The organism is Paenibacillus sp. FW126-R14 (genome assembly GCF_058789495.1).
On record NZ_JBYTBS010000050.1, the window covers coordinates 25,821 to 52,468 of the forward strand.

Here is a 26,648-nt window from a genome sequence, read left to right on the forward strand (position 1 = left end):
AACATAGATGAAAACAGTCGCTATCGGTTGTGACCATGGTGGTTTGGAATTAAAGGAAGATATCAAAGCGTACCTGACAGAGCTCGGGTACCCGATTATAGATTTTGGCTGCTACGATAAACAGGCGGTTGATTATCCGGACGTTGCCTTTCTCGTAGCGGAAGCTACGGCAACTAACGACAATTACGTCGGTATTATGATTGACGGCGTTGGTATCGGCAGTACGATGACCGCGAACAAAGTGCCTGGTATCCGCTGTGCGCTATGCTGGGATTTATCAACGGTCATTAACAGTCGCGATCATAACAACGCAAACATGCTCGCTATCGGCGGTCAGTTTATCGGTAAAGGACTGGCCAGACAAATGGTTAAAACATGGCTCGATACCCCATTTTCAGGCGGAAGGCATGACAAACGGGTTACCAAAATCATGGAAGTCGAGAGTCGCTTCCTAAAAAGATTCAGGTAGGGGATTATCAATGTTCTTGGGAAAAGTGATCGGCACCGTTGTTTGCACGCAAAAAGATGAGAGTCTGACCGGACTCAAGCTGTTGATCGTCCAGCCAATGAAGGATGAGCATACAAAGACGGGAAAAGCAATGGTTGTTATCGATACCCATGGAGCAGCCGGTTACGGTGATCTGGTTTATTTGGCAAAAAGCAGAGACTCATCCTTACCGCTCGGTTTGGATTTAGTCGCGACAGATGCAGGGATTATGGGGATTGTTGAAAACTATAACGTGATTAAACATGGAGGTGCTCATTCATGAGTAGCGCATTGGGAATGATTGAAACAAAAGGTATCGTAGGTTCTATCGAAGCTTTGGATGCAATGGTTAAGGCGGCAAATGTATCGGTAGTGGGCAAAGTACTAGTTGGCGGCGGCATTGTCACTGTATTGGTAAGAGGAGACGTTGGCGCAGTTAAAGCGGCTACGGATGCAGGCGCAGAAGCGGCTCAACGAGTTGGGGAACTGCTTTCCGTTCATGTGATTCCAAGACCTCATAGCGATGTGGAGAAACTTTTACCGAAATCGGGCGAATAATTCATGAAAATGTGCAAAGTGCTCGGCAACATCGTCGCTACGATCAAAACAAAAAGTCATCACGGATTGAAACTTATGGTTGTCCAATCCGTAGATGAAAGAGGTGAACCTTACTCTGATCCGTTTATCGCTGTGGATTGCGCGCAAGCCGGAGTTGGCGACATCGTTTTGGTCGTAGAGGAGGGCGGTTCCGCGCGCGAAGTCATGAAGCGGCCTGATGGGGCTGTAGATGCGGTTATCGTAGGGATTATCGACGATCTAAATAAATAGAGAAAAATGAAGCGGAGGAGAAAGATTGTGGAAGTGGAGAAGCTTATAGAACAAATTACACAAAAAGTGCTTGCACAAGTTAGCAATCAGCAAATTACAAAGGAAACGGTCAGCGTTAAAGCTGCTGAAGGTACGCGGTCCGGATCTTCTTTTTCACAAAAAGCGCCATTCATTACAGGGCCTGAAATTGCCCGTAAAATTGACCATACTTTGTTGAAGCCAGATGCGACCAAAGATGAAATTATTAAGGTGTGCAGCGAAGCTAAGCAATATAATTTTGCAACCGTATGTATCAATCCTTACTGGGTGCCGCTTGCAGCGAAGGAACTGGCTGGATCTAAAGTCGGTATTACGACAGTTGTTGGTTTCCCATTAGGAGCGACAACGACCTTCTCCAAAATGGCCGAAACCCGCGATGCAATCGCAAACGGGGCAACGGAAATTGACATGGTTATGAACATCGGCGCACTCAAATCAGGCGATCTGAACACGGTGAAGAAGGATATTGAAGGCGTCGTTCTTGCCGCTAACGGACAGGCTGTCGTTAAAGTCATTCTGGAAACCGGCCTGTTGTCGGACGAAGAAAAAGTGAAGGCATGCTCTATTTGCAAAATGGCTGGAGCCGACTTCGTTAAGACTTCGACTGGTTTCGGTCACGGTGGAGCAACGGTGGAAGACATCGCTTTGATGAGAAACACTGTAGGACCTGAGATGGGTGTGAAAGCATCCGGCGGAGTCCGGGACATTGACACGGCTCGCAAAATCATTGCTGCCGGCGCGACCCGCATTGGCGCAAGCTCCAGTGTCGCTTTAGTCACTGGCGGCAAAACCGAAGGTTACTAATTGCAACAAGCACTGATAGCATGGGGATTATCCTTTAAGGATAATCTCTTTTTTTTGCCGGAAAGATCCAATATATTGAAAATGATTCTCAAAATCATTGACAATGTTTTTCATCGACTATACACTAAAAGAAATCATGGTTGGATGATCGATAACTTAACCACTAAAAGATTTCGTTCATTATATAGCGAGGAAGGATTGATGACCGATGCACGCCATCGAGGCTCAGCATTTAACGTTAACTTACGGAGATACCAGCATCTATGAAGATTTGGATATCGCCATTCCGAAAGGGAAGATCACCGTGTTTATCGGCAGCAACGGCTGCGGTAAATCAACGTTGCTTCGTTCGCTGGCCAGACTGCTGAAGCCCACGAATGGCAGCATCTTGCTAGACGGACAAGAAATCGCCAAGCTTCCGACGAAGGAAATTGCGAAGCGGTTGTCCATTCTGCCTCAAGGTCCTGTAGCTCCGGAAGGATTGACTGTGCTCCAGCTTGTCAAACAAGGCAGATATCCGTATCAGAGCTGGCTTCAACAGTGGTCCGCCGAAGATGAGGAGATGGTAACGAAAGCGCTGAAAGCGACGAATATGCAGCAGTATGCGGATCGTTCCGTCGATTCTTTATCGGGTGGACAGAGACAGCGCGCATGGATTGCCATGACGTTGGCACAAGGAACGGATACGATTCTGCTGGACGAACCGACAACCTATCTGGATATGTCCCACCAAATTGAAGTGCTGGATTTATTATTTGAGTTGAATGCCAAGCAGCAGCGAAGTATTGTTATGGTCCTGCATGACATCAACCTTGCTTGTCGTTATGCGCATCACATTGTGGCTATTCATAACAAGAAGATCGCCATCCAAGGGAAGCCGGAAGATATCATCACCGAAGAGACGATTCAAACGGTATTTCAGATGGATTGCCAAATTATTCAAGATCCTCTGTTTGGGACTCCGCTTTGTATCCCTTTCGGCAAAGGCAGGAAGGTTAGTCAACGGAAGCAAGCCTACAGCAGCGTAGAAGCCGCTGCAGTGCTTGTCTAAAATATTACAAGCAGCCAAATCCTCTATGTACGCTGTAAGCGTATGTGGGGGCTTTTTATTTTGTTGATCGAAGGTACAGTTGAATGAGAGAGCCGCATGCATGGGAAAATAAGGACAAGACAAAAGACCTTGTCATTAGTGAAAGCGCCTCATACAATAGAAGTATAAAGCAATAACTTCATAAGATTGGGGAACTTCAGAATGCGCTTTAAAGATGTGTTTTCCATCATCGGACCTTCCATGATAGGTCCGTCCAGCTCGCATACGGCTGGAGCCGTCCGTTTGGGACGTGTTGTCAGACAACTGCTCGGCGAGCAGCCGGCGAAAGCCGAAATTACGTTATACGGTTCATTTGCGGATACATACCGTGGGCATGGCACCGACTTGGCGCTTATTGGCGGCTTGCTCGACTTTGAAACGGATGATCCGCGGATTCCGGATGCAGCCGAAGAGGCCCAAACTCGCGGGGTGGAGATAGCGTTTCTTACGAGTAAAGATAAGGCGGATCATCCGAATACCGTTAAATTCCATCTTACTTCAGGTTCAAAAGAAGTGACAATGACCGGGGCTTCCATCGGTGGTGGCAACGTTGAGATTGTAAATGTGAATCATTTTGATGTAAAATTTACGGCGGTGTATCCTACTCTCATTATTTCTCATCATGACCGTCCGGGGATGATTGCTGACATCACAACCATCCTTGGACGCAATGAAATCAATATCGGCTTTATGGATTTGGACCGGAAAGGCCGGGATCGGGATGCGATGACCGTCATTGAAACGGACGTTCCCATTCCGGATGCGCTTTTGGGTGAGCTTAACGCTTTAAGCATGATATCGGATATTAAAAGAGTGGATCTCACAGAAAGAGGCGAATAGAAATGAGATTCCGGACATTAAAACAACTAACAGAGGTATGCGCCGCAGAGGGAATGACCATTGCTGAAGTCATGCTGGCGGATCAAAGCCAAGAATCGGGCAAATCGCCCGAATACGTGTTTGATAAAATGCGGGCTTACTATCAAATTATGAAAGAAGCCGTGGCGAAAGGACTGACGGAGGACACCACCTCCCGCAGCGGGTTGACAGGGAAGGATGCTCAGCGCGTAGCCAGCTATATGACGACGACAGAAGCTTCCTTGGGGGAGGAAGCTTGTAAAGCGATGGCCTATGCGCTTGCGGTATCCGAAGTGAACGCTTCCATGGGCCGCATTATTGCCACGCCGACTGCGGGTTCCTGCGGCATTATTCCCGGAGTGTTCATCAGCAGTCAGCAGCGGTTCGGCTGGGATGACGATCACATGGTGAGAGGCTTATTAAGCGCCGGTGCCATTGGCTACGTCATCGCCAATAATTCTTTCGTCTCCGGCGCGGAGGGCGGCTGCCAAGCGGAAGTCGGCTCGGCCATCGGGATGGCGGCAGGAGCGCTCGTGGAGCTTCGCGGCGGCACGCCGGAGCAGGCGATGCATGCGGTAGGACTTGCGCTGAAGAACACGCTAGGGCTCATTTGCGACCCGGTCGGCGGGTTGGTCGAAATTCCCTGCATCGTTCGCAATGGCTTCGGAGCGGTGAATGCGATGGCTGCAGCCGATATGGCGCTGGCCGGTGTTCGTTCCGTCATTCCATCCGACGAAGTCGTACAGGTGATGTACGAGGTAGGCACCGCGATGCCCGAAAAACACAGGGAAACCGCCAAAGGCGGGTTAGCCCAGACGCCAACGGGCCGGCAAATTATGAAAGAGCTTAATTTAGGCAAGAAGCGATAGAGATGAAGCCCGCAGGTGTGGTCCTGCGGGTTTTTTGTGTTTTTGTGAGGGGGATGCTTCCGGAGTACTTCCTTCCAGAATACATCCTCCCAGAATACATCTTCCCCCCGCGCCTTCGAACTGAAGTCCCCCACTTCTTCACGTGCCCCAACTCGTCTAAGTTGTATTTTATACAACCATTTAGACGGAATCTCAAGCCTCGGGTCAGCTATATTGTACTTAATACAACCATTTGCACTCTAAAACGACCGATTCAGGACAAACCAGGCTATTTCATTGCATTTTGTACAATGTAGGGAGTTATTGCTGCAAAAATCATCTATAACGTTGTATAAATTACAACATAGGGACATAATGTCACATTCGCATCTGCTCCCACACTCTCATTATAATGCCTAGGCCCCAAACGACCGGCCTTTTCAGAAGTCAAACCGGAACAAAAAATGACCCGCAACGGAGCAGTGGTTTATTAGAAGGAGAATAGGCCGATGAGCCGTTGTACTAACGCGAAAATGTTTCCCTGGGCTGCAATTCGGTATATAGTAAAGGAGTTAAAGTGATGGAGGGGAGCTAATAACAGATGCAAACGTCTATGATCGAGAAAGAAAACGGCATTTTCCCTGCGGTATGCTCACTGGATTGTCCGGATCAATGCGGTCTGCTGCTTCATAAAGAAGCCGGCAAGATCGTTAAAATAGAAGGGGACCCCAACCACCCGGTGACACAAGGGGCGATTTGCAATAAAGTCCGTAACATGACGGCACGTCTTTATGATGATAAAAGGCTGCAGTACCCCATGAAGCGCATAGGCCCGAAAGGAGAGGGCAGCTCGTTTGAACGAATTTCCTGGGAAGAAGCGATTGCAACCATCACAAGCCGTTGGAAAAAGCTGATTGCCGAGGAAGGCGCCGAGTCGATTCTGCCATACAGCTTCTATGGCAATATGGGGCGGATTGGGACGGAAGGGATGGACCGCCGCTTTTTTAACCGGATGGGTGCAAGCCGGCTGCTGTATTCGATTTGCGAGGCGGCAGGAACCGTAGGCTACAAGTATACGATGGGCGGCAGCTTTGGAACCGATCCGGAGGAAACGGTGCATGCGAAGCTCATCATCATGTGGGGCATCAACGCCGTCAGCACGAATATGCACCAGGTGATGCTGGCTGAGAAGGCACGCAAGAACGGGGCGCAAATCGTCGTCATTGACGCCCATAAGAACCAAACCGGCCGATGGGCGGACTGGTTTATTCCGATTATGCCCGGAACGGATGCCGCGTTGGCGCTGGGCATCATGCATATTTTATTCGCCGAAAATTACGTGGACGAAGCTTTCCTGCAGCAATATACGGTTGGTCACGAAGAGCTGAGGGAGCATGTCCGGCAGTATGAACCTTCTGTGGTATCTGCAATAACGGGAGTTCCAGCCGAGGATCTCTACCGTTTAGCTCGACTGTACGGTCAGACTTCGCCTTCGTTCATTCGAATCGGCAACGGGATTCAGCATCACGATAACGGCGGAATGTGCGTGCGGACGATTGCCTGCCTGCCGGCCTTGACGGGGCAGTGGCTGCAGCGCGGAGGCGGCGCCATCAAAGGGAATGGCGCCTATTTGGAGCATAACATCCCAGCCCTGCAGCGCCCTGATCTACGAACGAAGGAAGCGCGGCAGATTAATATGAACTTGCTCGGCAGCGCTTTGCAGGAGCTTGATCCGCCTATTCACTCGCTGTATGTATACAATTCCAACCCGGCGTTAGTCGCTCCGCATGCCAATAAAGTGAGAGAAGGGCTTCAGCGGGAGGATTTGTTCACGGTCGTGCATGATCTGTTTCTGACAGAGACAGCGAAGTATGCGGATATCGTTCTTCCGGCTACGTCTTCTTTTGAAAATACGGACTTCTACCGCTCCTATTGGCATCGGTACGTGCAGATTCAGCTTCCTGTCGTCCGGCCTTACGGCGAAAGCAAAGCGAATGTCGATGTGTTTCGTCTGCTTGCGTCGGGAATGGGCTATGAGGATGAAGCTTTGCAGGATACCGACGAAGATCTGGTGCGCCAAGCCTTGAATCATCCCGGCAATCCGGCGCTAGCGAACATCACTTACGAAAGCTTGCTGGAGAATCAGTTCCTGAAGGCGGAGGTGCAGCCGCTATTTCCGGGGAAATTACGGACGCCGAGCGGCAAAATCGAGCTGTTCTCCCGTGAGATGGAGGAGAAAGGCTATCCGGCTCTGCCGACCTACGTGCCGCTCCAAGAGGAAGGAGACCTGCCTTTCCTCTTCATTCCGGCGCCGAATCATAACTTCCTGAATTCGACGTTTGCTCATAATGAGAAGCATGTCCGCATGGAGAAAATGCCAAAGCTGCACATGAATGAGGCGGATGCAGCCGCATTAGGGATAGCGAACGGCGAAATGGTTCGCGTTTGGAATGAACGCGGCGAGTGTGAATTAACCGCAGCGACGGGTTCGGACGTGCTCCCGGGCGTCGTTGTGAGCCAAGGGCTGTGGGCGGATTTGCCGAAGAACGGCGGGAGCAAAGCTTTGGTCAACGCGCTTACGCCGGATCGTTTAGCGGATATGGGCGGAGGCGCAACCTTCTTTTCCGGCCGTGTGAGGGTCGAAAAGCTGGAGAAACGCGAGGTTTACTCAGCTGATTTGGACTGAGCAAACTGAGCATAACTGAGCTGAACCCATGGGCGCTTCCCCGCATAAAGTAATGCAGGAGGTGATGGCCGATGTCCTTGCAGCATAAAGCATATGCATTGATCGGCAGTCCGGTAGGTGTATCCCTAATGGACGGCACCGGCGCATCGGGAATTCTGTGCAGTATACAAGGCGGGTCGATCTATGTGATCGAATACTTATACCACACTCAATTTGCCACCAAACATTATGCGTTCAGCCAAATACGGGACATTCTCCCGTTTCCACACTGCCCGCAGCCGCAGGCGCTGTACCAAACGAAACCTTTGTATTAAGTCATTGATCAAGGCGATGAAAGCCGATCCCCAGCGGATCGGTTTTTTGCTCTAGCTGACGGACAGAGAGGCCCTTATTCGATGAAAAAGGACCTCTTTGAACATGTAACGGACACCAGCGTTATTACTTGATTGCTTGGGTACTGATTTCACCCGGAACTCGGCAAGTAAAGTCTCTTGTGTCTGTTAGCAGAGAGACAGACGCTTTTCGCGAATATAACGGCCGTGGTGTCCGAAGCATGATGAAATACGAGGACAGCCTCAGGCTGGATTTTTCTTGTTGTTAACCTCGGGGGATGGATGCTGCGAAGCTTGTCTTTTTGCGAGGATACGGGTATGGGTTATGGTTATGCAAAGCTGATGGAACTGCGGGGGGAAAACCATCTCGTGAGAGGGAAAAGGAACTACAGGCCACTATTTCCCCGAAAAAAACCCTTTGAGTAAAAGAGTGGAACCTACGATCCGCTATTCTGTCACTATTGATGAAAAGAGGCTATCCCAAGGCAAATAAGGCTCTGCAGTGCCCCTCCAGCACCAACACCTGCGCTTTTCACCCAAAATAGCGGACTATACTTGGCGCAAGCCGCAAAGGGAGTGCCCCTCCCCCTGATAAGTTTAATCTGGGGCTTTCACAAGATCAGCTTCGCATCCCGTTCACAGTATGATACAATACGGAAAAATGAGGCCAAGTTGGTGAAATCATGACTTTTGATGAGGTAATGGGACATTTGGAGGAGCTGGGGAGCGAGCAAACGAAGAAAACGTTTCTTCGCCATGGCGCACAAGAGCCGTTTTTTGGCGTGAAGGTCGGGGATCTGAAGAAGCTGGTCAAATATGTTAAGAAAGACCGCGGCTTGGCGCTTGCGCTTTATGATTCAGGGAACACGGATGCCATGTACTTGGCGGGTCTTTCGATCAATCCCAAGACGATGACGAAGGAAGAGCTTCAGAACTGGGCGCAGAAGGCTTATTGGTACATGCTGGCCGAGTTTACGGTGGCGGGAGTGGCCGCTGAGAGCGGTTTTGCCCTTGAGATGGCGCGGGTATGGCTGCATTCCCCTGATGAGATGTTGGCAGCTTGCGGATGGAGCACATATGCGAATTTTATCAGCATTACTCCGGACGAGAAGCTCGATCTGCAGGAGATTGCCGGGCTGCTGGAACAAGTTAGAACAACGATTCATGAGGAGCGCAATCGCGTAAAGTATACGATGAACACCTTTGTCCTGACTGTCGGTACGTACTGCCACCCGTTATATGATACGGCCGTGGATGTGGCCAAGGAGATTGGCAAAGTGCATGTCGACGTGGGCCAGACGGCGTGCAAAGTACCGCTTGCCGCGGACTATATTCACAAAGTGGAAGCGATGGGGCGGATAGGGAAAAAGAAGAAGACGTGCATTTGTTAAAGGATGATGAGACTATGACGGGATGCCTTCGAGAGAGGTGGTTCTGTCATAGTTTTTTAGTTTACAAGACATGTCAGATAAATCCATTGGTCAAATAAAGGAATAATTTATTTTTTGCAGAAAAGTTACAGGAAGTTAAATTTTTGAAAGAGAGGGCGATAATAGGAGCTATGCTGTTGGAAAAATTATTTCTTAACCTCCTTATCGTCCTCGCTCCCGTTTTACTGCAAAGTGTATTTGGAGAGCGCTGGCGTTATGCGAAGTCCCCCGTTGCCTTGGGCTTGCTGTATGGTTTGGCTTCAACTCTTTGTTTGTTATTTTCCTATAAAGACTTTAATTTATATTGGGACTTGCGCTATGTTCCTACGGTCATCTCAGCTATTTATGTGGGGCAAACCGCAGTGATCATGAATTTTGTTATGATTTTTTTGACGCGTACGTATCTCGGCGGAGATACGCTTTGGTTCGGATATCTCAATATGACGCTGTCATTTCTAATTCCATTTTTTGCTTCGTTGAAAGTCAAAACGTTGACAGGAAACGCGCGAATAAAAGCAACGGTTGTAGTTTCCTTAGGCCCGCTGTTCGTCATGCTTGCGATATTATTGAGTTACTCGACCTATGCGAACATGCCGCTCCATTTAAAATTAATTCCAGCGGTTCTTGCATTCGGCCTCCTCCTCGTTCTGGGAACTTGGTTTTCTGCCATGCTGCAAGAAATTAATGAAGAACATGCCAAAATGAAAGTGCAAATTCAAAAAGCGGAAAAAATGAAAACGTTAGGAGAACTCGCCGCTTCGATCGCTCATGAAGTTCGCAATCCGCTTACCGTTGTGAAAGGATTTCTTCAACTCATGCGTCCGAGCGAGCAGGGCAAAAATCAACAGTACTTAACGATTGCTATGGAGGAGCTGGAGCGGGCCGAGACGATCATTAGCGATTACTTGAATTTCTCCAAGCCTAAGTTAACGAAGCTGGAATCGTTCTCTTTTTCCGACGTGCTAACGAATATTATGATTCTACTAACACCGATGGCGATGAAAAATGGCGTGGAACTGAATTGCCGTCTCGAAGACAACATTTATATTTATTCCGATAGAGGACAATTGCAGCAAGCGCTGGTGAATGTTATTAAAAATGCGATTGAAGCTACGCAGGCAAATGGCGAAGTCAAGGTGAGCTCGAAGAGGTTGATTGGCGAGGTTATAATTACGATTGGCGATAACGGCAAAGGAATGAGCAAAGAGCAGCTGTCCCGCATCGGCCATCTCTTTTATTCCACGAAGGATGTCGGGACGGGGCTCGGGACAGCTGTAACCATTCGTATTATTGAATCGATGAACGGCAAAATCGTTTACGAAAGCGAGGAGGGTGTCGGAACGACAGTGACCATCACCCTGCCTTTAATGCAAAATTAGCGATTATCGATTTTTTCCGGGTAAAGATCATGGTTGATTAATCGGTGTTCGGCCATCGCTTCGAACTTTGTGCCCGGCTGGCCCCAATTGCAGTAAGGATCGATCGAAATGCCGCCGCGAGGTGTGAATTTACCCCAAACTTCGATATAACGAGGCTCCATAAGCTTGATCAAATCGTTCATAATAATGTTGACGCAGTCTTCATGGAAATCGCCGTGATTGCGGAAGCTGAACAAATACAGTTTAAGGGATTTGCTCTCAACCATTTTGATATTCGGAATATAGGAGATGTAGAGGGTCGCGAAATCCGGTTGTCCGGTTACGGGACACAGGCTTGTGAATTCAGGGAAATTGAATTTCACAAAATAATCCCTGTTCGGATGCTTGTTATCGAACGCCTCCAACACCGAAGGATCATAGTTAAACACGTACTTCGTTCCTTGATTACCGAGTAGAGTGATCTCTTGTAAATCTTCGTTGCTTCTACCTGCCATAGTTGAAAATCCTCATTTCATAGTTTTTTATAGAGGGAGTTTGCGAACCTCTTCCAAAAGCAAATGTACCATATATGCCGCGAAAATGCATCACTGCCGTCATGGAATTTCGTGGAGAAAATTGTCGGCAGATTGTAGATACCATAGAACGAATGGGAATGGTAGAATAGATGAATATTTGTCGAACATGGAATGGAGGTACGTTAGTTTGAAAGCCTATCAGGATTTATTGCAGGATATTGTTACAAATGGGATCAAGAAGGAAGACCGAACGGGAACGGGGACGCTGTCCGTATTCGGCAGGCAAATGCGTTTTGACCTTTCGGAGGGATTTCCGTTAGTGACAACGAAAAGGGTGCCTTTTCGGTTAATCGCCAGCGAAATGCTCTGGTTTATTAAAGGAGGTACGAATATCCGGTATCTGCTTCAGCATAACAACCATATTTGGAACGAATGGGCTTTTAAGAAATGGGTGGAAAGCACAGATTATTCAGGACCGGACATGCGTAATTTTGGTCTGCGCTCCCAGCAGGATGAAGCGTTCAAACTGCAATATGACGAGCAAATGGCTATTTTCGTGGAAAAGGTGCTGAATGACGAGTCGTTTGCAAAGCAGTACGGCGAGCTCGGGGACGTTTATGGAAAGCAGTGGCGGGATTGGACGACGACGCAGGGCGGTACCATCGATCAGCTCAAAGAGGTTATTCATATGATCAAAACGAACCCGGATTCCCGCAGGCTCATCGTCTCCGCCTGGAATCCGGAAGATGTGCCGAGCATGGCGCTTCCGCCTTGCCACACCATGTTTCAATTCTATGTGGCGGAAGGCAAGCTTTCCTGCCAGTTATATCAGCGCAGTGCGGATACGTTCCTTGGCGTGCCTTTTAACATTGCAGGCTACGCGCTGCTCACTCACCTGATCGCACAGGAGTGCGGGTTAGGCGTAGGAGAGTTCGTGCATACGCTGGGAGATGCGCATATTTATACGAATCATATCGACCAGATTCACACGCTGCTAAGCCGTGAACCGAAACCACTGCCAACGCTTAATTTGAATCAGAACGTCGCGTCGCTCTTCGATTTCGACGTAAGCGACATTGAATTGGTCGGATACAATCCCCATCCAACCATTAAAGCGCCGGTAGCTGTATAGTTGAATTGACGAAAGGAAGGCTGCAGTCATGAGTATTTCATTTATTTTCGCCATGGACCGGAACCGGGCCATCGGTGTAAACAATAAGCTGCCGTGGCACTTGCCTGGCGACCTGAAGTTTTTCAAATCCGTGACGATGGGGCACTCGATTCTGATGGGACGCAAGACGTACGAATCCATCGGGAAGCCGCTGCCGGGCAGACGCAACGTCGTTCTTACCCAAAATCCCGCATTTCAAGCGGAGGGCTGCGAAGTCATTCACTCGGTTCACGAAGCTGCCGAAGCGTTCCGGGATCAGGAGCTTTTCGTCATCGGCGGGGCGGAAATATTCCGGCTGTTCGCAGACGAGGTCGACCGGATGTACATTACGTTCATCGAGCATGAGTTTGAAGCGGACACGTTCATGACGGAGCTGGACTTGTCGGATTGGAACTTGATCTCCAGCGAGCAAGGAGAGCGGAACGAGAAAAATCCGTACGAGTATTACTTCCGGATTTACCAAAGAAAATAACAAAGGCCCTGAGCTCAACGTCATGCATGACGGAGAACTCAAGGCCTTTTCTTTTCGCTGCGTTAGCTGCGTTTTCTGGTTAGCGAGACGAGCAGTGATAATGCTCCAAGCACAACGGCCGCAATGGAGAGATAAAGCGGCGTTTTGGATTCTGAACTGCCGGCGGCAGGTTGAGCGGCTGTGACATTGCCGTGGCTGTCCGTGACAGCGCCGGATTTGGCTTTCACCGTCGTTACGGAAGCAGGCTTGTCTGAGCCTTCTGCGCCGACCCATTCCACGACGCTGCCGTCTTTGTAGGTTTGGTAAGCTTTCCAAACGATTTGGGTCGCTGCATCCGCTACTTTGCCCTGCATGTTGAATTCGCCGAATTCGGTGCTGCCAAGTCCGTCCCCACTGGCTGTCCAGGTTACCCCTGTAATTTTACCTGCGGAATCTTTGGCAAGCTCGTATGTCCAGCCTGCTTTGGGTTCAAAGCGGGAAACGGCAACGGAGTCCAGCGGGAATTTGACTTCCACTTTTACCGTAGGAATATCTTTCTCTGATGGAACACGTACGGTGAACTTCTCGTAGCTGCCCTGTGTAGCCTCTTTCGGATAAACCGTTACGTGAGCGCTGGCAACTCCCGCGAGCAGCATTGAACCGATTAGCAGAATACCTGCATTTAACATGAATTTCTTAAACATCTTTCTTTCCCCTTTCAAATCAACTCTTCTCATCTTGTCCATGTTACCTGTTTGATAAGCTTATGAGTATGACTCTAGTGGGCTATTTTTTCGACTAGTTTTGTCCTTTTCGTGTCAGTCCGTGTTTGATGGCGAATCCGGTTAGCTGGACACGGTTCTCAAGTCCGAGCTTGACCAATATATTTTTCATATGATTTTTAACGGTATGTTCGGATATCAACAGCTTCTCGGCAATCTGCCGATTGTTGTCTCCCTGGGCTACGTAGGCGGTAATCTCCTGCTCGCGCGAGGTTAACATGCTTGGTGTCGGACCTTCCGCATAGGCGCCTACAGGTGCGCGGAACCTTTGAAAAAGCTTGTCCGCCATCCCCCGGGCGACCTCGGAGTTGTCGTCGAGCAGGGCGCGCAGATAAGTGAGCCATTCATCGGGATCCATATTTTTGAGCAAATAGCCTTGGGCTCCGAATTGCAGCGCGGTGAAAAGGTCGGCAACATCGTCGGAAACGGTAAGCATAACGATTCGTATCGTCCCATAGGCTTGTTTGATACGGCGCGTTGCCTCGAGTCCATCCATCGGCGACATGTGAATATCCATTAGCACCACATCCGGAGCGACTTCGCCGCACAGGAGAATGGCTTCCTCACCGCTGCTGGCTTCGCCTACAATTTCGAAGTCGACGACAGGCTCCAGCATGCTGCGAATCGCTTTTCTTGCCAAGGGATGGTCATCGACAATAAGAACGCGGTACGGTTGAATGTTTGTCATGCCCGGTTCCTCCTATCTGCGGCTCGCACCGTAAGCTCAGTGCCGGTTCCGGCTGCATCGGCTTCGTTTTCTGCTCCATCCGTGCCGGAGCCCTTTGCATGAAGCTCGAGAACTGCGCCTAACTCAGCGGCCCGTTTATGCATCAGCTCGATGCCGTACTTCTTGCCTTTGGCTTCGGCGTGCTGGAGTCCCCGGCCGTTGTCGGTAATTTTCAGCGTCCAGACATGAGGCTGGGCTTCCAGGACGATCTCCGCCTCCGTCGCCATGGAATGCTTGCGGATGTTCGTAAAAGCCTCTTGAATGATGCCGAAAAGCTGAACTTCCTCGGAAGGAGAGAAGCTGGTCTCATCAATCGTCAGCTTCTCCTGCAGCTCAATACCGGTCACCAACCGCCATTCCCGCAGAAATTTATGGATGCGCTGATCGAGGCCGGTTCCTTCCTCCGGGGGCGTACGGAGATTGAATATGGCCTGCCGGAGCGAGTTGTCGATTTCAGAAACGGCGGCTTTGGCTTCCTCCAAATCGCCCTGCTTCAGCTTGACGTTGAGAAAAAAAAGCGTCTGAGCCAAGTCGTCATGCAGCTCTCTGGCAAGGCGTTCCCGCTCTTCATAGACAGCTCTGCGGGCTTCTCCGATTGTGAGCTGCTCATTGCTGCGTTCAATGTTCTGGAACATCCACGAAGCAAATAAATAGGAAAGCAGCAGCGTAATGACGGTAATGGCGAAGTTGCCTGCTTCCATCGTTAAATAATTTAGCAGAAATTCATGGCGGATATATTCAAAGCCGCCAATGATAATCACAGGTACGAAAATAGTAAAAAGCTTATAAATACGCAGAGACATGAGATAAGTACACTCCTTACGAAGACTTAAAGTTTGGAACGGATACTATTATAACAAATAAATGTTGGATACCTTCACAAAAAATAAAGCAAAAGGCTTCTCAAGCTATGCACACGTGTGCTACATTATTAATGAATCGTAGCACGTAGAGAGGTGTGTGTTTACCGCATGTGGAAATCATTGTTGCAGCAGCGAAAAAGCTGGGGAGGATACGTCGGCTTTATCCTGCTTCTCCACGTATTGGGATTAATTGGACTTTATACGGTAGCCAAATCGTCTCCTGCCTTTTGGGGCATCGGGCTGCTTGCTTATACGCTAGGCATGCGGCATGCCTTCGACGTTGACCATATTGCGGCCATTGACAATACGGTCCGCAAGCTTGTTCAGCAGAAGCGCAATCCTTTGGGCGTCGGCTTTTATTTCTCGCTGGGACACTCCTCCGTCGTTTTCCTGATGGCGGTTGTCACTGCTTTTTCCGTGCAATGGGCGGAGCGGGAACTTCCTTGGATGCAGCGTTTCGGAGGCGTGATCGGCGCTTCGGTATCCGGGCTTTTTCTTGTGATCATCGGAATCATTAACCTGCTCATTCTCATAAGCTTGTATAAAATGTTCGTGAAATTCCGCGGCGGCAAGCACGATGACAATGAGTTTGAGGAGCTTTTGGAATCCCGCGGATTTATCACCCGCATGATCAAGCCGCTTTTCTCTTTTATCAGCAAAAGCTGGCATGTGTATCCGTTAGGTTTTCTCTTCGGCTTGGGCTTTGATACCGCTAGCGAAATTGCGCTGTTAGCGATTTCCGCCCATGCGGCAAAGGACGCGATTCCGTTCATCGGCGTCATTTCACTGCCGCTGCTATTTGCAGCGGGGATGAGCCTGTTCGACACAGCAGACGGGATGTTCATGACCAAAGCGTACAAGTGGGCTTTCCATACGCCGGTCCGGAAGCTGTATTACAATTTGACTGTTACTGCCCTAGCGGTTATTGCCGCTTTAATTATCGGCGTCATTGAGCTTGGTCAAGTGCTCTCGGAAGAGTTCGGCATGGAAGGACCCTTCTGGACTTGGTTGCAGGACATCGATTTCGGCACCTTAGGCTTCATCCTCGTTGCCCTGTTCGTCGTCGCGTGGATCGTCTCCGTTGCGGTCTGGAAAGGGATGAAAATTGAGGAGCGCTGGTCTGCAAAAGTTTAAGTCATAAGGATGGACGTGTGGCCTTAGAACTAGTTTCTGGGCCACCTTTTGTTTTGGCGAACAATGGAATATGAATTTTTTATTAAGGTTAAGCTAGAAAGAAGGATTTTGCCGAATTTCGTTGAATTTAGTTGGTCTGATCTTTGATACCATTTATAGAAAGTAGGACTTATATGATTGAGTTTAAACATATTTCCAAGGTATATCCCAATGGAACTGTGGGTCTTAACGACATTAATTTGACAATTAAACCGGGGGAGTTCATTGTAATCGTTGGTCTCTCAGGCGCTGGTAAGTCGACTTTGCTGCGTTCCATCAACCGCTTGCATGAGACGACTGACGGAGAAATTTTGATAGATGGCAAATCCATCACGAAGGCGAACGGTGCCGAATTGCGTCGCATGCGCAGAGATATCGGCATGATTTTTCAAACGTTTAATTTGGTTAAGCGTTCTACCGTGCTGCGCAACGTGCTATCAGGCCGTGTAGGCTATCATTCCACCCTGCGTACCGTCCTCGGCTTGTTTCCAAAACATGATATCGAGCTTTCCCTGAAAGCACTGGAAAGAGTGAATATTCGGGAGAAAGCTTATTCACGCGCTGACGAATTGTCCGGTGGTCAACAGCAACGTGTTTCCATCGCGAGAGCGCTGGCCCAAGAAGCCAAAATTATTTTGGCGGATGAACCGGTAGCCTCCCTGGATCCGTTAACAACGAGACAGGTTATGGATGATTTGAAACGCATTAATACAGAATTAGGCATCACAACGGTTGTTAACCTTCACTTTATTGATTTGGCGCGCGAGTATGCAACCCGTATCATTGGACTTCGCGCCGGTAAAGTCGTCTATGACGGGCCGGTTGCTGAGGCAACGGATGAAGTGTTTTCCCAAATTTATGGCCGTGCCATTAAGAAAGATGAGCTGTTGGGGGTGCAGGAGGGATGAGTGTGACGACCGTCAAAAGACCTCCTCGTACGAAGCTTTATCTCACTGCTCTGATCATGGTGCTGTTCCTGGTCGGAAGTATTTATCAGACAGACGCGACGCTCACAAGGCTGGCTACAGGCACGCCGGAAATTTTCAAATTCATCGGGGAAATGTTTCCGCCGGATTGGGCGTTCTTCGCTGACATTTGGAAGCCGATGGCGCAAACTCTCCAAATGTCCATTATTGGTACAACCGTTGGAGCGCTGTTCGCTTATCCTTTTGCGCTGCTGGCAGCCCGTAACGTAACGACGTCGCCATGGCTATTCTATCCGGCGAGGCTAATCATGAATCTGCTCCGCACGATTCCGGATTTGCTGTACGCTGCGCTTTTTGCAGTGCTGGTGGGCTTTGGGCCGACAGCGGGTACGCTTGCTCTGATTTTTTTCACGTTCGGTATTTTGTCCAAGCTATCCTATGAATCGACGGAAGCGATCGACCCGGGTCCGCTGGAAGCGATGACAGCCGTTGGCGCCAACAAGCTGAAACTGATTCGTTTCGGTGTTCTCCCGCAGGTCGCGCCTACCTATTTGGCTCATTTCCTGTACACGTTTGAAGTGAGCATCCGCGCGTCCGCCATCCTCGGTTTGGTTGGAGCCGGCGGTATCGGCTTGCTACTCAAAAACACGCTGGATCTGTTCCGCTACGATCAGTCCTGCGCGATTGTTATCTACACCTTGCTGGTTGTTGTCATCATCGATCTGGTAAGTACACGGTTCCGTTCCTACCTGCTCAAAGGCAGCTCAAAGCCGATGTCGGAGGCGCGCTCACGTACTTACAAAATCGTAGGCTGGGTTGCGGTAATCGCTTTGTTCATCTGGTCGTTGACAGGTTTGGAGCTGACGGGCTTCCAGCCAACGACTTGGATTTTGACAAAAGCCATGATTTCGGGCTTGTTCCACCCGGATTGGGCGTATGTTTACATTCCGGAAGGCGAAGATTTGCTTCGCTCCCTGCTTGAAACGTTGTCGATTTCCTATTTAGGCAACTTCGTTTCGGCCGTCGTATGTTTGCCGTTTGCCTTCTGGGCTGCAGCGAATATGAGCCGGTACCGTGCCGTTTCGGGTACGGGGAAATTCTTTTTGAGCGTTGTTCGAACGATACCCGAAATTATTATGGCTTTAATCTTTATCAAAGCCGTAGGACCTAATGCTTATGCCGGGGTAATGGCACTCGGCTTGCACTCCGTAGGGATGCTCGGAAAGCTGTATGCGGAAGCTATCGAAAATATGGATATGGGACCTACGGAAGCGATGAATGCCGTCGGTGCGAACATTTGGCAGCGGATGGCCTATGCCGTGGTGCCGCAAGTTATTCCTGATTTCATTTCGTACACCTTATATCGATTTGAAATTAATGTTCGTTCCGCTACCCTGCTCGGTATCATTGGTGCCGGAGGGATTGGTACGCCGCTGATTTTCGCGCTCAATGCAAGGCAGTGGCCGCGTGTGGGCATAATCCTTATCGGGATTATCATTACCGTCTCTATCATTGATTACATCTCAGGGTCGCTTCGCAAACGTATCGTATAAAGCAACAGACGCCGCATCTGCGGCGTCTGTTTTGTTATGTAGGCTTATCTATTTCACCTGGCCGGAAAGCCTCTCATGCACCACCAAACGAAGCGATCCGCGGCTAATGGGTGCTAATCCCGATGAACTGCTAGGCGGCTCCAATACTTCAATCTGTTCGATCAGTTCAATTGGAATCAAAATGTTGCGTATTTTCACAAGTCGAAAAGCTGAATAGTAATTCGTAATAACTCCTTTAATCTCATCTTTGCCGCACCGGATGGAGACTTCATTTTTACAGCTGATTAGCTTTTCGAACATCCAATTTTCACCCCACTATGATATAGGACAAGTCCAGGTAAACATTTGTCATGCAAAAGTAAAAAAAAAATTTGCACGGACGTGCCACACTCATAGTATGCAAGAGTAAAACGGCGTAGAATTGAAAAAACCTCCACATGATCCCGGAAGAGTCCATGTAGAGGTTTTTGTTAGATAAAAGGAGTGGTGGCTTATTTTAAGCCCATTTCTTTGTTAGCGTCGCGAACGATATTGAAATCAGCATCATTGGCAACAACATAACCTTTATGTGTGTAAACTTCAAAAATGACTTTTTGACCTTCTGGGTCATTGCCAATCGCAATGAAAGCGTCTTGGATTTTCTTTTTCCAAGCTGCATCCATATCGGAGCGGACAGCGATTGTATCGTTAGGGATTTTATCGGAGAAAGCTAGAACTTTGGTTTGTTTAAAGATGTCCGGGTAATCTTTGGTCATGTTCGTACGAATATCTTGGAACACGCCAACAGCGTCAACTTGACCGTTCAGAAGCGCGATAACCGCTTTGTCATGCCCTTGGAATTGTACGCCTGTTACGTCTTTCACCGGATCAACGCCAGCTTTTTTCAATAAGAGACCTGGGTACACATAACCAGCTGCGGATGTAACACCTTGCCAGCCCATTTTTTTGCCTTTCAAATCAGCAACGGATTTGATTGGGGAATCTGCTTTAACAAGGATTTCGGATTTATAGAAATTTACGAGATCTTTCGTTGGTTGGCCAGTTGCATCGTCAACACCAAGACGTGTTGCTTGAGCAACCAGGTCAGCGGCTTTGCGGTTGTCATGGGCAACAACGTAGTTGCTCGGAGGCAGGAAGCCTACGTCAACTTGTTTGGAAGCCATGGCTTCGATAACAACGTTATAGTCAGTTGAAACGGAAACTTTAACCGGGATACCCAGCTTGTCCCCGAGAAGTTTTTCAAGTGGTTTTGCTTTCGCTTCAAGCGTCTCAGCATTTTGGGAAGGAACGAACTGGACTTTAAGCTCTTTCGGAATAAAACCTGCCGCTGCTGCTGGAGTAGCAGTCGCCGCTGCACCAGCGGAAGCAGATGGAGCCGGAGTTTCTTTTTTGGCGCAGCCTGCAAGCATGCTTGCCGCCACAACCATGGACAACGAGATAACTGTTAATTTTTTCATTTCTTTTTGACCTCCGTTTAATTTAATTTGCTATTTATCTAAGATGTAATATAACATTATCATAAAAGATATGGAAGATAGTGTGAAGTATTTGTTAAACTGACAATTGGTATGTATGGCTTTACAAAATAAAATGTTGCGGAGTGGGGAACTTGGCTCAACCTGATAAGGTTCAGAAAAGTACAGTAGTCATACTGGAAACAAGCGATTTGCATGGCAATATGCTGCCTTTGCATTATGCGAATAATAAGCCAAACGATGTGGGTTTAGCTAAAATAGCGGCTTTGGTTGCCGAAGAGCGGAAGAAGGAAGCTAATGTCATTGTGATCGACAACGGCGATCTCATTCAGGGTACTCCGCTTGCCTACCATCATGCTAGATTGGACAACGAGCCGGTGGATCCTATGGTGCTTGGACTCAACTATATCGGCTACGATGCGGCGGTTATCGGGAATCATGAATTCAATTATGGGCTTGACGTACTTGGTAAAGCGGTCAAAGAATCCGAGTTTCCTTGGTTGTGCGCCAGCATTCTCAATGAGGAGACCGGAGAACCGTTCTTAGGGAAGCCTTACATCGTTAAAGAGCTCCCTGAGGGCGCACGCATCGGCATTCTGGGTTTGACGACGCCTTATATTCCAAATTGGGAGAGTCCCGCTCACATTGCAGGCTTGACGTTCATGGATGCCGTGGAAGCAGCCCGGAAATGGGTGAAAGTGCTCAAGGAAGAGGAGCAGCTGGATGTCGTTGTGCTCTCTTATCATGGCGGTTTCGAAAGACATCTGGAGACAGGCGAACCGACAGAACCATTGACGGGGGAAAATCAAGGCTATCAGCTTTGTATGGAAATCGAAGGGCTGGATGTGCTGCTTACAGGGCATCAGCATCGGAGCATTGCAGGCCAAGCCATCAACGGGGTTACCGTTGTTCAGCCTGGAACGGCAGGAGTTGCCCTTGGGAAAGTGAAGCTGGAGCTGTCCATGTCGGATGGCAAATGGCGTATAGACGCTAAGACATCGGAACTGCTCTCAGTTTCCGGAGTTGAAGCGGACAAGAAGCTCGTAGAGCTAGTAAGTGCATACGAAGCTAAAACACAAGAGTGGCTGGATCAGCCTATCGGCAAGCTCACCGGCGATATGCTGGTGAAAGACCCTATGCAAACTCGTCTAAAAGACAGTGCGCTCATTGAGTTCATCAACCGCGTGCAAATGGATCTGTCCGGAGCGTCCATCTCGAATACGGCGCTGTTCGATAACGTCTCGCCGGGCTTTCCTTCGGATATTACGATGCGGGATATCGTATCCAACTATATTTATCCGAATACACTCAAAGTGATTCGCATCTCCGGACAAGACATCAAGGATGCGTTGGAGCAGTCCGCGGAATATTTCGAGCTTACGCCTGACGGCGAAGTTCAGGTCAGCAGCAAGTTTAGTGAGCCGAAGCCGCAGCATTACAACTATGATATGTGGGAAGGCATAACCTATAAACTGAACATCTCCCGCCCGATCGGCGAGCGCGTCGTTCAACTCGACTACGAAGGGAAGCCGCTGGACCTTAACGCGTCCTACGACGTAGTCATGAACAATTACCGGGCGGCGGGCGGCGGCAATTACGCCATGTTCCAGGACAAGCCGGTGATCAAGGATATTCCGACAGACGTAGCGGAGCTGCTTGCCGGGTACATTATGGAGCGGGGCACGATTGAAGCTGCCGTGAATGGGAATTGGGAAGTTATTTGGGACAGATAGTAAGCTGAGATGATGAATGAGAGAATGAATGAAAGTATGAAAGTATGAATGAATGAAAGTATGAATGAATGAGGATGTCTATAGGCTGTGGATATAGCCAATTATCAGGCAAAGGAATTAAGCGGATTGCATGATTGGATCTGCTTAACTCCTTTGTTTTTTTGCGTCTATGGAGGCTTTCTTTATTAGCAAAAAACTTCAAACTTCCTCCGCAACTGGCACTAAGTAATCTAAGTAAAGGGAGAAACTCCCACTATTTTGACTGAAGAAGCTTGTCAGATCCATTTAGCCGGATAACCTTCCACTAATTGCGCCGATTTCGTGAGAACAGACTATGCCGGGTCAAATTAACGGGATTTTTTCCCTCTATGCTTCCTGCGAGGTCCTCTTTCGAGTAATTTAGAGGGAGTCTTTCCGGTTACTTACCTTCTCCTTCTTCAGTAAAGTTTGGATTTGGAAACTGTAAAATTATCTCTATGCGGCCGGGTGTGGATTCGATATGATAAGCGTAGTAGGAAATTGAAGAAGGGGGTTTCTTGAATTGAGCACTGCAACAACGATTGAGTTATGGCCCGGAGCATCCCGGGAGAGCATTGGCGAGGTAAACCAAGGATGTCCGAGCTTGACTTTGTATCCTGCAGCAGGCGAAGGTTTGCGCGCTGCCGTTATCGTATGTCCGGGAGGCGGTTACGCCATGCGTGCGGCCCACGAAGGGGAGCCTGTTGCCAAATGGCTCAATGGATTGGGGATATCCGCCTACGTTTTAAACTACCGGGTAGCTCCATACGAGCATCCGGTTCCGCTTCATGATGCCCAAAGGGCGATTCGAACCGTGAGACATCACGCAGCGGAATGGGGCATTGATCCGAAGCGAGTAGGCATCCTTGGTTTTTCTGCCGGTGGACATCTGGCTTCCTCGGCCGGGACTCTTTACGACGCTGGGAATCAAGAAGCGGCCGATCCGATCGAGAGACAAAGCAGCCGTCCGGATGCATTAATCCTTTGCTATCCGGTCATCTCCTTCTACGAGTATGGACATGTGGGCTCCAAACGCAATTTATTAGGCGAGACACCGGATGAGGGGCTGGTTATCCTGCTGTCTACCGAGAAACAAGTCACAGACGACACGCCGCCGACTTTCCTATGGCATACAGCAGACGATGCTGCCGTTCCCGTAGAGAACAGCCTGCTGTTCGCCGCAGCGCTAAGCCGTCATAAAGTGCCGTATGATTTGCACATTTTTGAGAGTGGAAAACATGGAATCGGCATGGCCGTTGACCATGGAGAAGCTTATTTGTGGCCGGAGCTTTGCGCAAATTGGCTGAAAAAGCAGCAATTCGCATGACGAAGCTGCAGTATGACTGCCATCACCTCGGAGATTCGGCGATCGTGCTTACGCTTGGCGGGAGCATAGAGCCGTCCACACTGGAGCTGGTAAAGCAAGTAACAGCCTATCTGGAGAAACATCCTTTCGAAGGTTTCACGGAAGTAGTGGCTGCCTATACAACTATAACGATTTATTATGACGCCGTAGCGGTATACCGGCAATTTACGGAAGCGGAAGTTTTCCGCAAACAGGAGTATCTCGCCGGAGCGAATTATTTGCTGCCTTATGATAAAGTTCTGCAACATATTCAACGGCTTTTAGAAAGCTTCGAACCCGAAAGTCCCCTCCAACCCGGCCAGCCTGAGGCCCCGATAGAAATTCCCGTTTGTTACGGCGGAGATTTTGGCCCGGATTTGGCGGATGTAGCGGCTCATCACGGTGTGACCTCAGAAGAGGTTGTAGCGCTGCATACAGCGAAAATTTACCCGGTCTATATGATTGGCTTTGCGCCGGGTTTTCCGTACTTGGGGGGAATGGACGAAGGGCTTGTTACACCGAGAAAACCGGTGCCCAGGCCCCGCATTCCTGCCGGATCCGTAGGGATCGGCGGCGCGCAAACCGGCATTTACCCGCTTGAAACGCCGGGCGGATGGCATTTGATCGGACGCACGCCGATCGCTTTGTTTCAGCCGGATTCCGAGTCCCCGTCTTTGCTGCGAGCGGGAGATCGGGTGAAGTTTGTTTCGATCACGCCGGAGCAGTTCCATTTTATCGCCGAAAGGAACCAAGGACATGGGCTTTAAGGTCATCAAACCGGGATTATTATCGACCATGCAGGATGAAGGGCGCTACGGATACCGCAAATATGGCGTGATTGCATCAGGTCCCATGGACTTGTTCGCCCATCGAACCGCCAATATTCTTGCAGGAAATACAGCGGACGCCGCTGTTTTAGAAATAACGCTGCAAGGCCCCAGCATGGTTGCGCAGACGGATATGCTTTTGGCCCTCTGCGGAGCTGAGATGGAAGCCTATGTGGAGGACAGGAGGGTGCCCCTATGGCGGCCTTTTCTCATTCGCAAAGGCGAACAGCTGAACATCGGATACGCGGCAAAGGGCTGCCGAGCCTATTTAGCGGTACACGGGGGTTTTGCGGTAAATGTCAGCATGGGCAGCAAAAGCACTTATTTAAGAGCGGGGATAGGCGGTCACGAAGGCAGAGCGCTTGCGGCCGGTGATGAGCTGAATGTAGGCAGGGCGAGTAAGATCGCACTGAACATTGGCAGCCTGTCTGTTTCAGGCGCTGTGAGTGCTTTTATTCGTCCACATTACGAAGACAATCCGGTTGTAAGCGTCGTATGGGGCAAGGAGGCCGCGCTTTTTACGGAATCCGCAAAGCGCAAGTTTTTGAGCCAAAGCTTTATGGTCACTCCACAATCGGACCGGATGGGATATCGTTTAGAGGGAGAGCCCCTGACGTCGAAAGACGGCATTGCCTATGAGATGATCTCGGAAGGAGTCGTGCAAGGGACGATTCAGATGCCTCCGGGCGGTCAGCCCATTCTTTTGCTCTCCGACTGCCAAACAACAGGAGGCTATCCGCGCATTGCACACGTGATCTCGGCGCATCTGCCGCTTGTCGCGCAAGTAAAACCAGGGGGCAGGCTTCGTTTCCGTGAAGCCAGCCTTCGCGAGGCGCAGGAGCAGCTTCTGCTGCAAGCGATGGATATGCAGCTGTTGGAAGCGGGCGTACTGGCGTGGTTTAAGGATCATAGTTGATCGTCAAGCTAATTGCTGGACATAAAACCAACTGCGAAACATTAAAACAATTGCTAGACATAAAAGCAACTGCTAAACATAAAACCAACTGTCAAACATAAGACCAACTGCAAAACATAAAACCATTGCTAGACATAAAACCAACTGCAAAACATAAGGACATAAATCATATACCGCGTAGTCATGGAAGGGGATGCGAGCGTGAGCTTGCTGCGAATAGATTTGAATTGCGATATGGGCGAAGGCTTCGGCGCCTACCGCCTGGGAAGCGACGCGGAGCTGCTGGACTTCGTCAGCTCCGCCAACATCGCCTGCGGATTCCACGCAGGCGATCCTGCCACCATGCGCAGCACCGTGCAGCTGTGCTTGCGCAAGGGCGTTGCGATCGGGGCCCATCCGGGCCTTCCCGATCTGCAGGGCTTCGGCAGGCGCGAGATGGCGATCACGCCGGCCGAGGCTTACGAGCTGACGTTGTATCAGCTCGGAGCGCTGCAGGCGTTCGTCCACGCCGAAGGCGGACGCCTGCAGCATGTCAAGCCGCATGGCGCGCTCTATCACATGGCGGCGAAGCGCCATGATCTCGCCGCGGCCATTGCGGCTGCGACGCTCAGCGTCAGCGCGGAGCTGACGCTGTTCGGCCCGCCCGGCAGCGAGCTGCTGCGGGCGGGCGCCGCCGCGGGGCTGCGGACCGCGAGCGAAGCCTTCGCGGACCGCACCTACCGGCGGGACGGCGCTTTAACGCCCCGGGACCAGCCCGGGGCGCTGCTCGAGAGCGCCGCGGATGCGGCGGCGCAGGTAGTGCGGCTTGTCCGCGAGGGGAAGGTCCTCTCCCGGGAGGGAGAGGATCTGAGCATGCGCGCGGACACGATCTGTATCCACGGCGACGGTGTGCACGCCGTGGCGTTTGCGCGCGATATCCGCGCGCAGCTGAAGCGCAGCGGCATTGCGGTTATGGCGCTGGGGGATTGAGCCCAGCGCCCAGAGGCCGGAGCCTAACGGACTGAGATGCTGCTATCTGCCACTATTAGGATGGGAGTAGGGTTTAACGGACTCAAGTGCAGCTACTTGTCCGAAATTCCCTATATCCTTCCTAAAATGAACTGATAAAGTCCATACAGTCCGTTAACTCCTGCCATGATGCTGAAAATCAAAATAGCGACTAACGGGTCCGTTAGCGACCCCAACTGCCGTAAACGCAGTCAACTGCCCCGCCACTTTACACCAATCCTGTTGCACCACCACCCATCCGTCATAGAAATCCACCATCCGAGCCTCCTGCAAACCATTTCTCCTCCCGCAATCCGTCCGCCACAGAAACACACCATCCGAGCCTCCTGCAAACCATTTCTCCTCCCGCAATCCGTCCGCCACAGAAACACACCATCCCAGCCT

The 26,648-nt window shown here is 49.9% G+C and carries 29 protein-coding genes and 1 riboswitch; of the genes, 22 read left to right on the forward strand and 7 right to left on the reverse strand.

Features of this window, described 5'->3' with window-relative positions:
• Positions 1-7 precede the first annotated feature (7 nt).
• From rpiB to AC3WRW_RS25205, 12 genes are all read left to right on the forward strand, one after another.
• Entirely contained in the window at positions 8-469 is a 462-nt protein-coding gene (gene rpiB, locus AC3WRW_RS25150; protein WP_171682690.1) for a ribose 5-phosphate isomerase B, read from the forward strand.
• Between the two features lie 10 nt (positions 470-479).
• Positions 480-770 (forward strand): EutN/CcmL family microcompartment protein, encoded by a 291-nt coding sequence (locus tag AC3WRW_RS25155; protein WP_492548985.1) that lies wholly within the window; start codon positions 480-482, stop codon positions 768-770.
• Positions 767-1,045 carry a BMC domain-containing protein gene (locus AC3WRW_RS25160; RefSeq protein ID WP_171682692.1) on the forward strand — a complete coding sequence of 93 codons (279 nt, stop codon included), beginning with the start codon at positions 767-769 and terminating at the stop codon, positions 1,043-1,045. The genes AC3WRW_RS25155 and AC3WRW_RS25160 overlap by 4 nt, the downstream gene beginning before the upstream one ends.
• Before the next feature lie 3 nt (positions 1,046-1,048).
• Positions 1,049-1,315 (forward strand): EutN/CcmL family microcompartment protein, encoded by a 267-nt coding sequence (locus tag AC3WRW_RS25165; RefSeq protein ID WP_492548986.1) that lies wholly within the window; start codon positions 1,049-1,051, stop codon positions 1,313-1,315.
• 186 nt (positions 1,316-1,501) lie between these two features.
• Positions 1,502-2,158, forward strand: coding sequence for a deoxyribose-phosphate aldolase (deoC, locus tag AC3WRW_RS25170; RefSeq protein WP_492549009.1), 657 nt, complete (start codon positions 1,502-1,504; stop codon positions 2,156-2,158).
• Positions 2,159-2,366: 208 nt separating this feature from the next.
• Complete coding sequence (locus AC3WRW_RS25175) at positions 2,367-3,209, forward strand: ABC transporter ATP-binding protein (protein WP_492548987.1); 843 nt, start codon at positions 2,367-2,369, stop codon at positions 3,207-3,209.
• Between the two features lie 201 nt (positions 3,210-3,410).
• Entirely contained in the window at positions 3,411-4,088 is a 678-nt protein-coding gene (sdaAB, locus tag AC3WRW_RS25180) for an L-serine ammonia-lyase, iron-sulfur-dependent subunit beta (RefSeq protein WP_492548988.1), read from the forward strand.
• Between the two features lie 2 nt (positions 4,089-4,090).
• The gene (sdaAA, locus tag AC3WRW_RS25185; RefSeq protein WP_492548989.1) at positions 4,091-4,975 is read left to right on the forward strand and encodes an L-serine ammonia-lyase, iron-sulfur-dependent, subunit alpha; all 885 of its coding nucleotides are present in this window, start codon (positions 4,091-4,093) and stop codon (positions 4,973-4,975) included.
• A gap of 592 nt (positions 4,976-5,567) precedes the next feature.
• A complete protein-coding gene (locus AC3WRW_RS25190; RefSeq protein ID WP_492548990.1) occupies positions 5,568-7,640 on the forward strand; it encodes a molybdopterin-containing oxidoreductase family protein in 2,073 nt (690 codons plus the stop codon).
• Positions 7,641-7,711: 71 nt separating this feature from the next.
• Positions 7,712-7,954 carry a hypothetical protein gene (locus tag AC3WRW_RS25195; protein WP_492548991.1) on the forward strand — a complete coding sequence of 81 codons (243 nt, stop codon included), beginning with the start codon at positions 7,712-7,714 and terminating at the stop codon, positions 7,952-7,954.
• A 701-nt stretch (positions 7,955-8,655) separates the two neighbouring features.
• Entirely contained in the window at positions 8,656-9,363 is a 708-nt protein-coding gene (locus tag AC3WRW_RS25200) for a DNA alkylation repair protein (protein WP_492548992.1), read from the forward strand.
• Between the two features lie 170 nt (positions 9,364-9,533).
• Entirely contained in the window at positions 9,534-10,781 is a 1,248-nt protein-coding gene (locus AC3WRW_RS25205) for an ATP-binding protein (protein ID WP_492548993.1), read from the forward strand.
• Here the strand turns inward: AC3WRW_RS25205 and queF are convergent.
• The gene (gene queF, locus AC3WRW_RS25210) at positions 10,778-11,275 is read right to left on the reverse strand and encodes a preQ(1) synthase (protein WP_492548994.1); all 498 of its coding nucleotides are present in this window, start codon (positions 11,273-11,275) and stop codon (positions 10,778-10,780) included. The genes AC3WRW_RS25205 and queF overlap by 4 nt on opposite strands.
• 13 nt (positions 11,276-11,288) lie before the next feature.
• A riboswitch (PreQ1 riboswitch) is annotated at positions 11,289-11,332 on the reverse strand.
• Positions 11,333-11,462: 130 nt separating this feature from the next.
• On the opposite strand from queF, the gene AC3WRW_RS25215 reads away from it, so the two are divergent.
• Entirely contained in the window at positions 11,463-12,428 is a 966-nt protein-coding gene (locus tag AC3WRW_RS25215) for a thymidylate synthase (protein WP_492548995.1), read from the forward strand.
• A gap of 28 nt (positions 12,429-12,456) precedes the next feature.
• Positions 12,457-12,939: a dihydrofolate reductase gene (locus tag AC3WRW_RS25220; protein WP_492548996.1), complete on the forward strand. Its 483-nt coding sequence runs from the start codon at positions 12,457-12,459 to the stop codon at positions 12,937-12,939.
• A 62-nt stretch (positions 12,940-13,001) separates the two neighbouring features.
• On the opposite strand, the gene AC3WRW_RS25225 is transcribed toward AC3WRW_RS25220, so the two are convergent.
• The 3 genes from AC3WRW_RS25225 to AC3WRW_RS25235 all read right to left on the reverse strand — a co-directional run bounded on the left by AC3WRW_RS25225 (position 13,002) and on the right by AC3WRW_RS25235 (position 15,230).
• Positions 13,002-13,622, reverse strand: a complete 621-nt coding sequence (locus AC3WRW_RS25225) for a YcnI family copper-binding membrane protein (protein WP_492548997.1) — start codon at positions 13,620-13,622, stop codon at positions 13,002-13,004.
• A 94-nt stretch (positions 13,623-13,716) separates the two neighbouring features.
• Positions 13,717-14,379 carry a response regulator gene (locus AC3WRW_RS25230; RefSeq protein ID WP_492549010.1) on the reverse strand — a complete coding sequence of 221 codons (663 nt, stop codon included), beginning with the start codon at positions 14,377-14,379 and terminating at the stop codon, positions 13,717-13,719.
• Between the two features lie 5 nt (positions 14,380-14,384).
• Positions 14,385-15,230 (reverse strand): sensor histidine kinase, encoded by an 846-nt coding sequence (locus AC3WRW_RS25235; protein WP_492548998.1) that lies wholly within the window; start codon positions 15,228-15,230, stop codon positions 14,385-14,387.
• Positions 15,231-15,398: 168 nt separating this feature from the next.
• Between AC3WRW_RS25235 and AC3WRW_RS25240 the strand changes: the two genes are divergently transcribed.
• The 3 genes from AC3WRW_RS25240 to phnE all read left to right on the forward strand — a co-directional run bounded on the left by AC3WRW_RS25240 (position 15,399) and on the right by phnE (position 18,942).
• The gene (locus AC3WRW_RS25240; RefSeq protein ID WP_492548999.1) at positions 15,399-16,424 is read left to right on the forward strand and encodes a HoxN/HupN/NixA family nickel/cobalt transporter; all 1,026 of its coding nucleotides are present in this window, start codon (positions 15,399-15,401) and stop codon (positions 16,422-16,424) included.
• 173 nt (positions 16,425-16,597) lie between these two features.
• A complete protein-coding gene (gene phnC, locus AC3WRW_RS25245; RefSeq protein ID WP_492549000.1) occupies positions 16,598-17,371 on the forward strand; it encodes a phosphonate ABC transporter ATP-binding protein in 774 nt (257 codons plus the stop codon).
• Positions 17,368-18,942: a phosphonate ABC transporter, permease protein PhnE gene (phnE, locus tag AC3WRW_RS25250; protein WP_492549001.1), complete on the forward strand. Its 1,575-nt coding sequence runs from the start codon at positions 17,368-17,370 to the stop codon at positions 18,940-18,942. Before phnC ends, phnE begins: the two co-directional genes overlap by 4 nt.
• Before the next feature lie 48 nt (positions 18,943-18,990).
• Here phnE and AC3WRW_RS25255 read toward each other — a convergent pair whose 3' ends face one another.
• Both AC3WRW_RS25255 and AC3WRW_RS25260 read right to left on the reverse strand, forming a co-directional pair.
• Positions 18,991-19,242, reverse strand: coding sequence for a hypothetical protein (locus tag AC3WRW_RS25255; protein WP_492549002.1), 252 nt, complete (start codon positions 19,240-19,242; stop codon positions 18,991-18,993).
• Between the two features lie 191 nt (positions 19,243-19,433).
• Positions 19,434-20,399 (reverse strand): phosphate/phosphite/phosphonate ABC transporter substrate-binding protein, encoded by a 966-nt coding sequence (locus AC3WRW_RS25260; RefSeq protein WP_171682720.1) that lies wholly within the window; start codon positions 20,397-20,399, stop codon positions 19,434-19,436.
• Positions 20,400-20,551: 152 nt separating this feature from the next.
• Between AC3WRW_RS25260 and AC3WRW_RS25265 the strand changes: the two genes are divergently transcribed.
• The 5 genes from AC3WRW_RS25265 (at position 20,552) to AC3WRW_RS25285 (ending at position 26,225) form a co-directional block, all read left to right on the forward strand.
• Positions 20,552-22,150: a bifunctional metallophosphatase/5'-nucleotidase gene (locus AC3WRW_RS25265; RefSeq protein WP_492549003.1), complete on the forward strand. Its 1,599-nt coding sequence runs from the start codon at positions 20,552-20,554 to the stop codon at positions 22,148-22,150.
• 541 nt (positions 22,151-22,691) lie between these two features.
• Positions 22,692-23,495: an alpha/beta hydrolase gene (locus AC3WRW_RS25270; RefSeq protein WP_492549004.1), complete on the forward strand. Its 804-nt coding sequence runs from the start codon at positions 22,692-22,694 to the stop codon at positions 23,493-23,495.
• Entirely contained in the window at positions 23,447-24,280 is an 834-nt protein-coding gene (pxpB, locus tag AC3WRW_RS25275; protein WP_492549005.1) for a 5-oxoprolinase subunit PxpB, read from the forward strand. The genes AC3WRW_RS25270 and pxpB overlap by 49 nt, the downstream gene beginning before the upstream one ends.
• A complete protein-coding gene (locus AC3WRW_RS25280) occupies positions 24,216-25,256 on the forward strand; it encodes a 5-oxoprolinase subunit C family protein (RefSeq protein WP_492549006.1) in 1,041 nt (346 codons plus the stop codon). Before pxpB ends, AC3WRW_RS25280 begins: the two co-directional genes overlap by 65 nt.
• A 207-nt stretch (positions 25,257-25,463) precedes the next feature.
• Complete coding sequence (locus AC3WRW_RS25285; RefSeq protein WP_492549011.1) at positions 25,464-26,225, forward strand: LamB/YcsF family protein; 762 nt, start codon at positions 25,464-25,466, stop codon at positions 26,223-26,225.
• A 153-nt stretch (positions 26,226-26,378) separates the two neighbouring features.
• On the opposite strand, the gene AC3WRW_RS25290 is transcribed toward AC3WRW_RS25285, so the two are convergent.
• Positions 26,379-26,648, reverse strand: a 270-nt coding sequence (locus AC3WRW_RS25290; RefSeq protein WP_492549007.1) for a hypothetical protein, incomplete at its 5' end; no start/stop codon positions are given.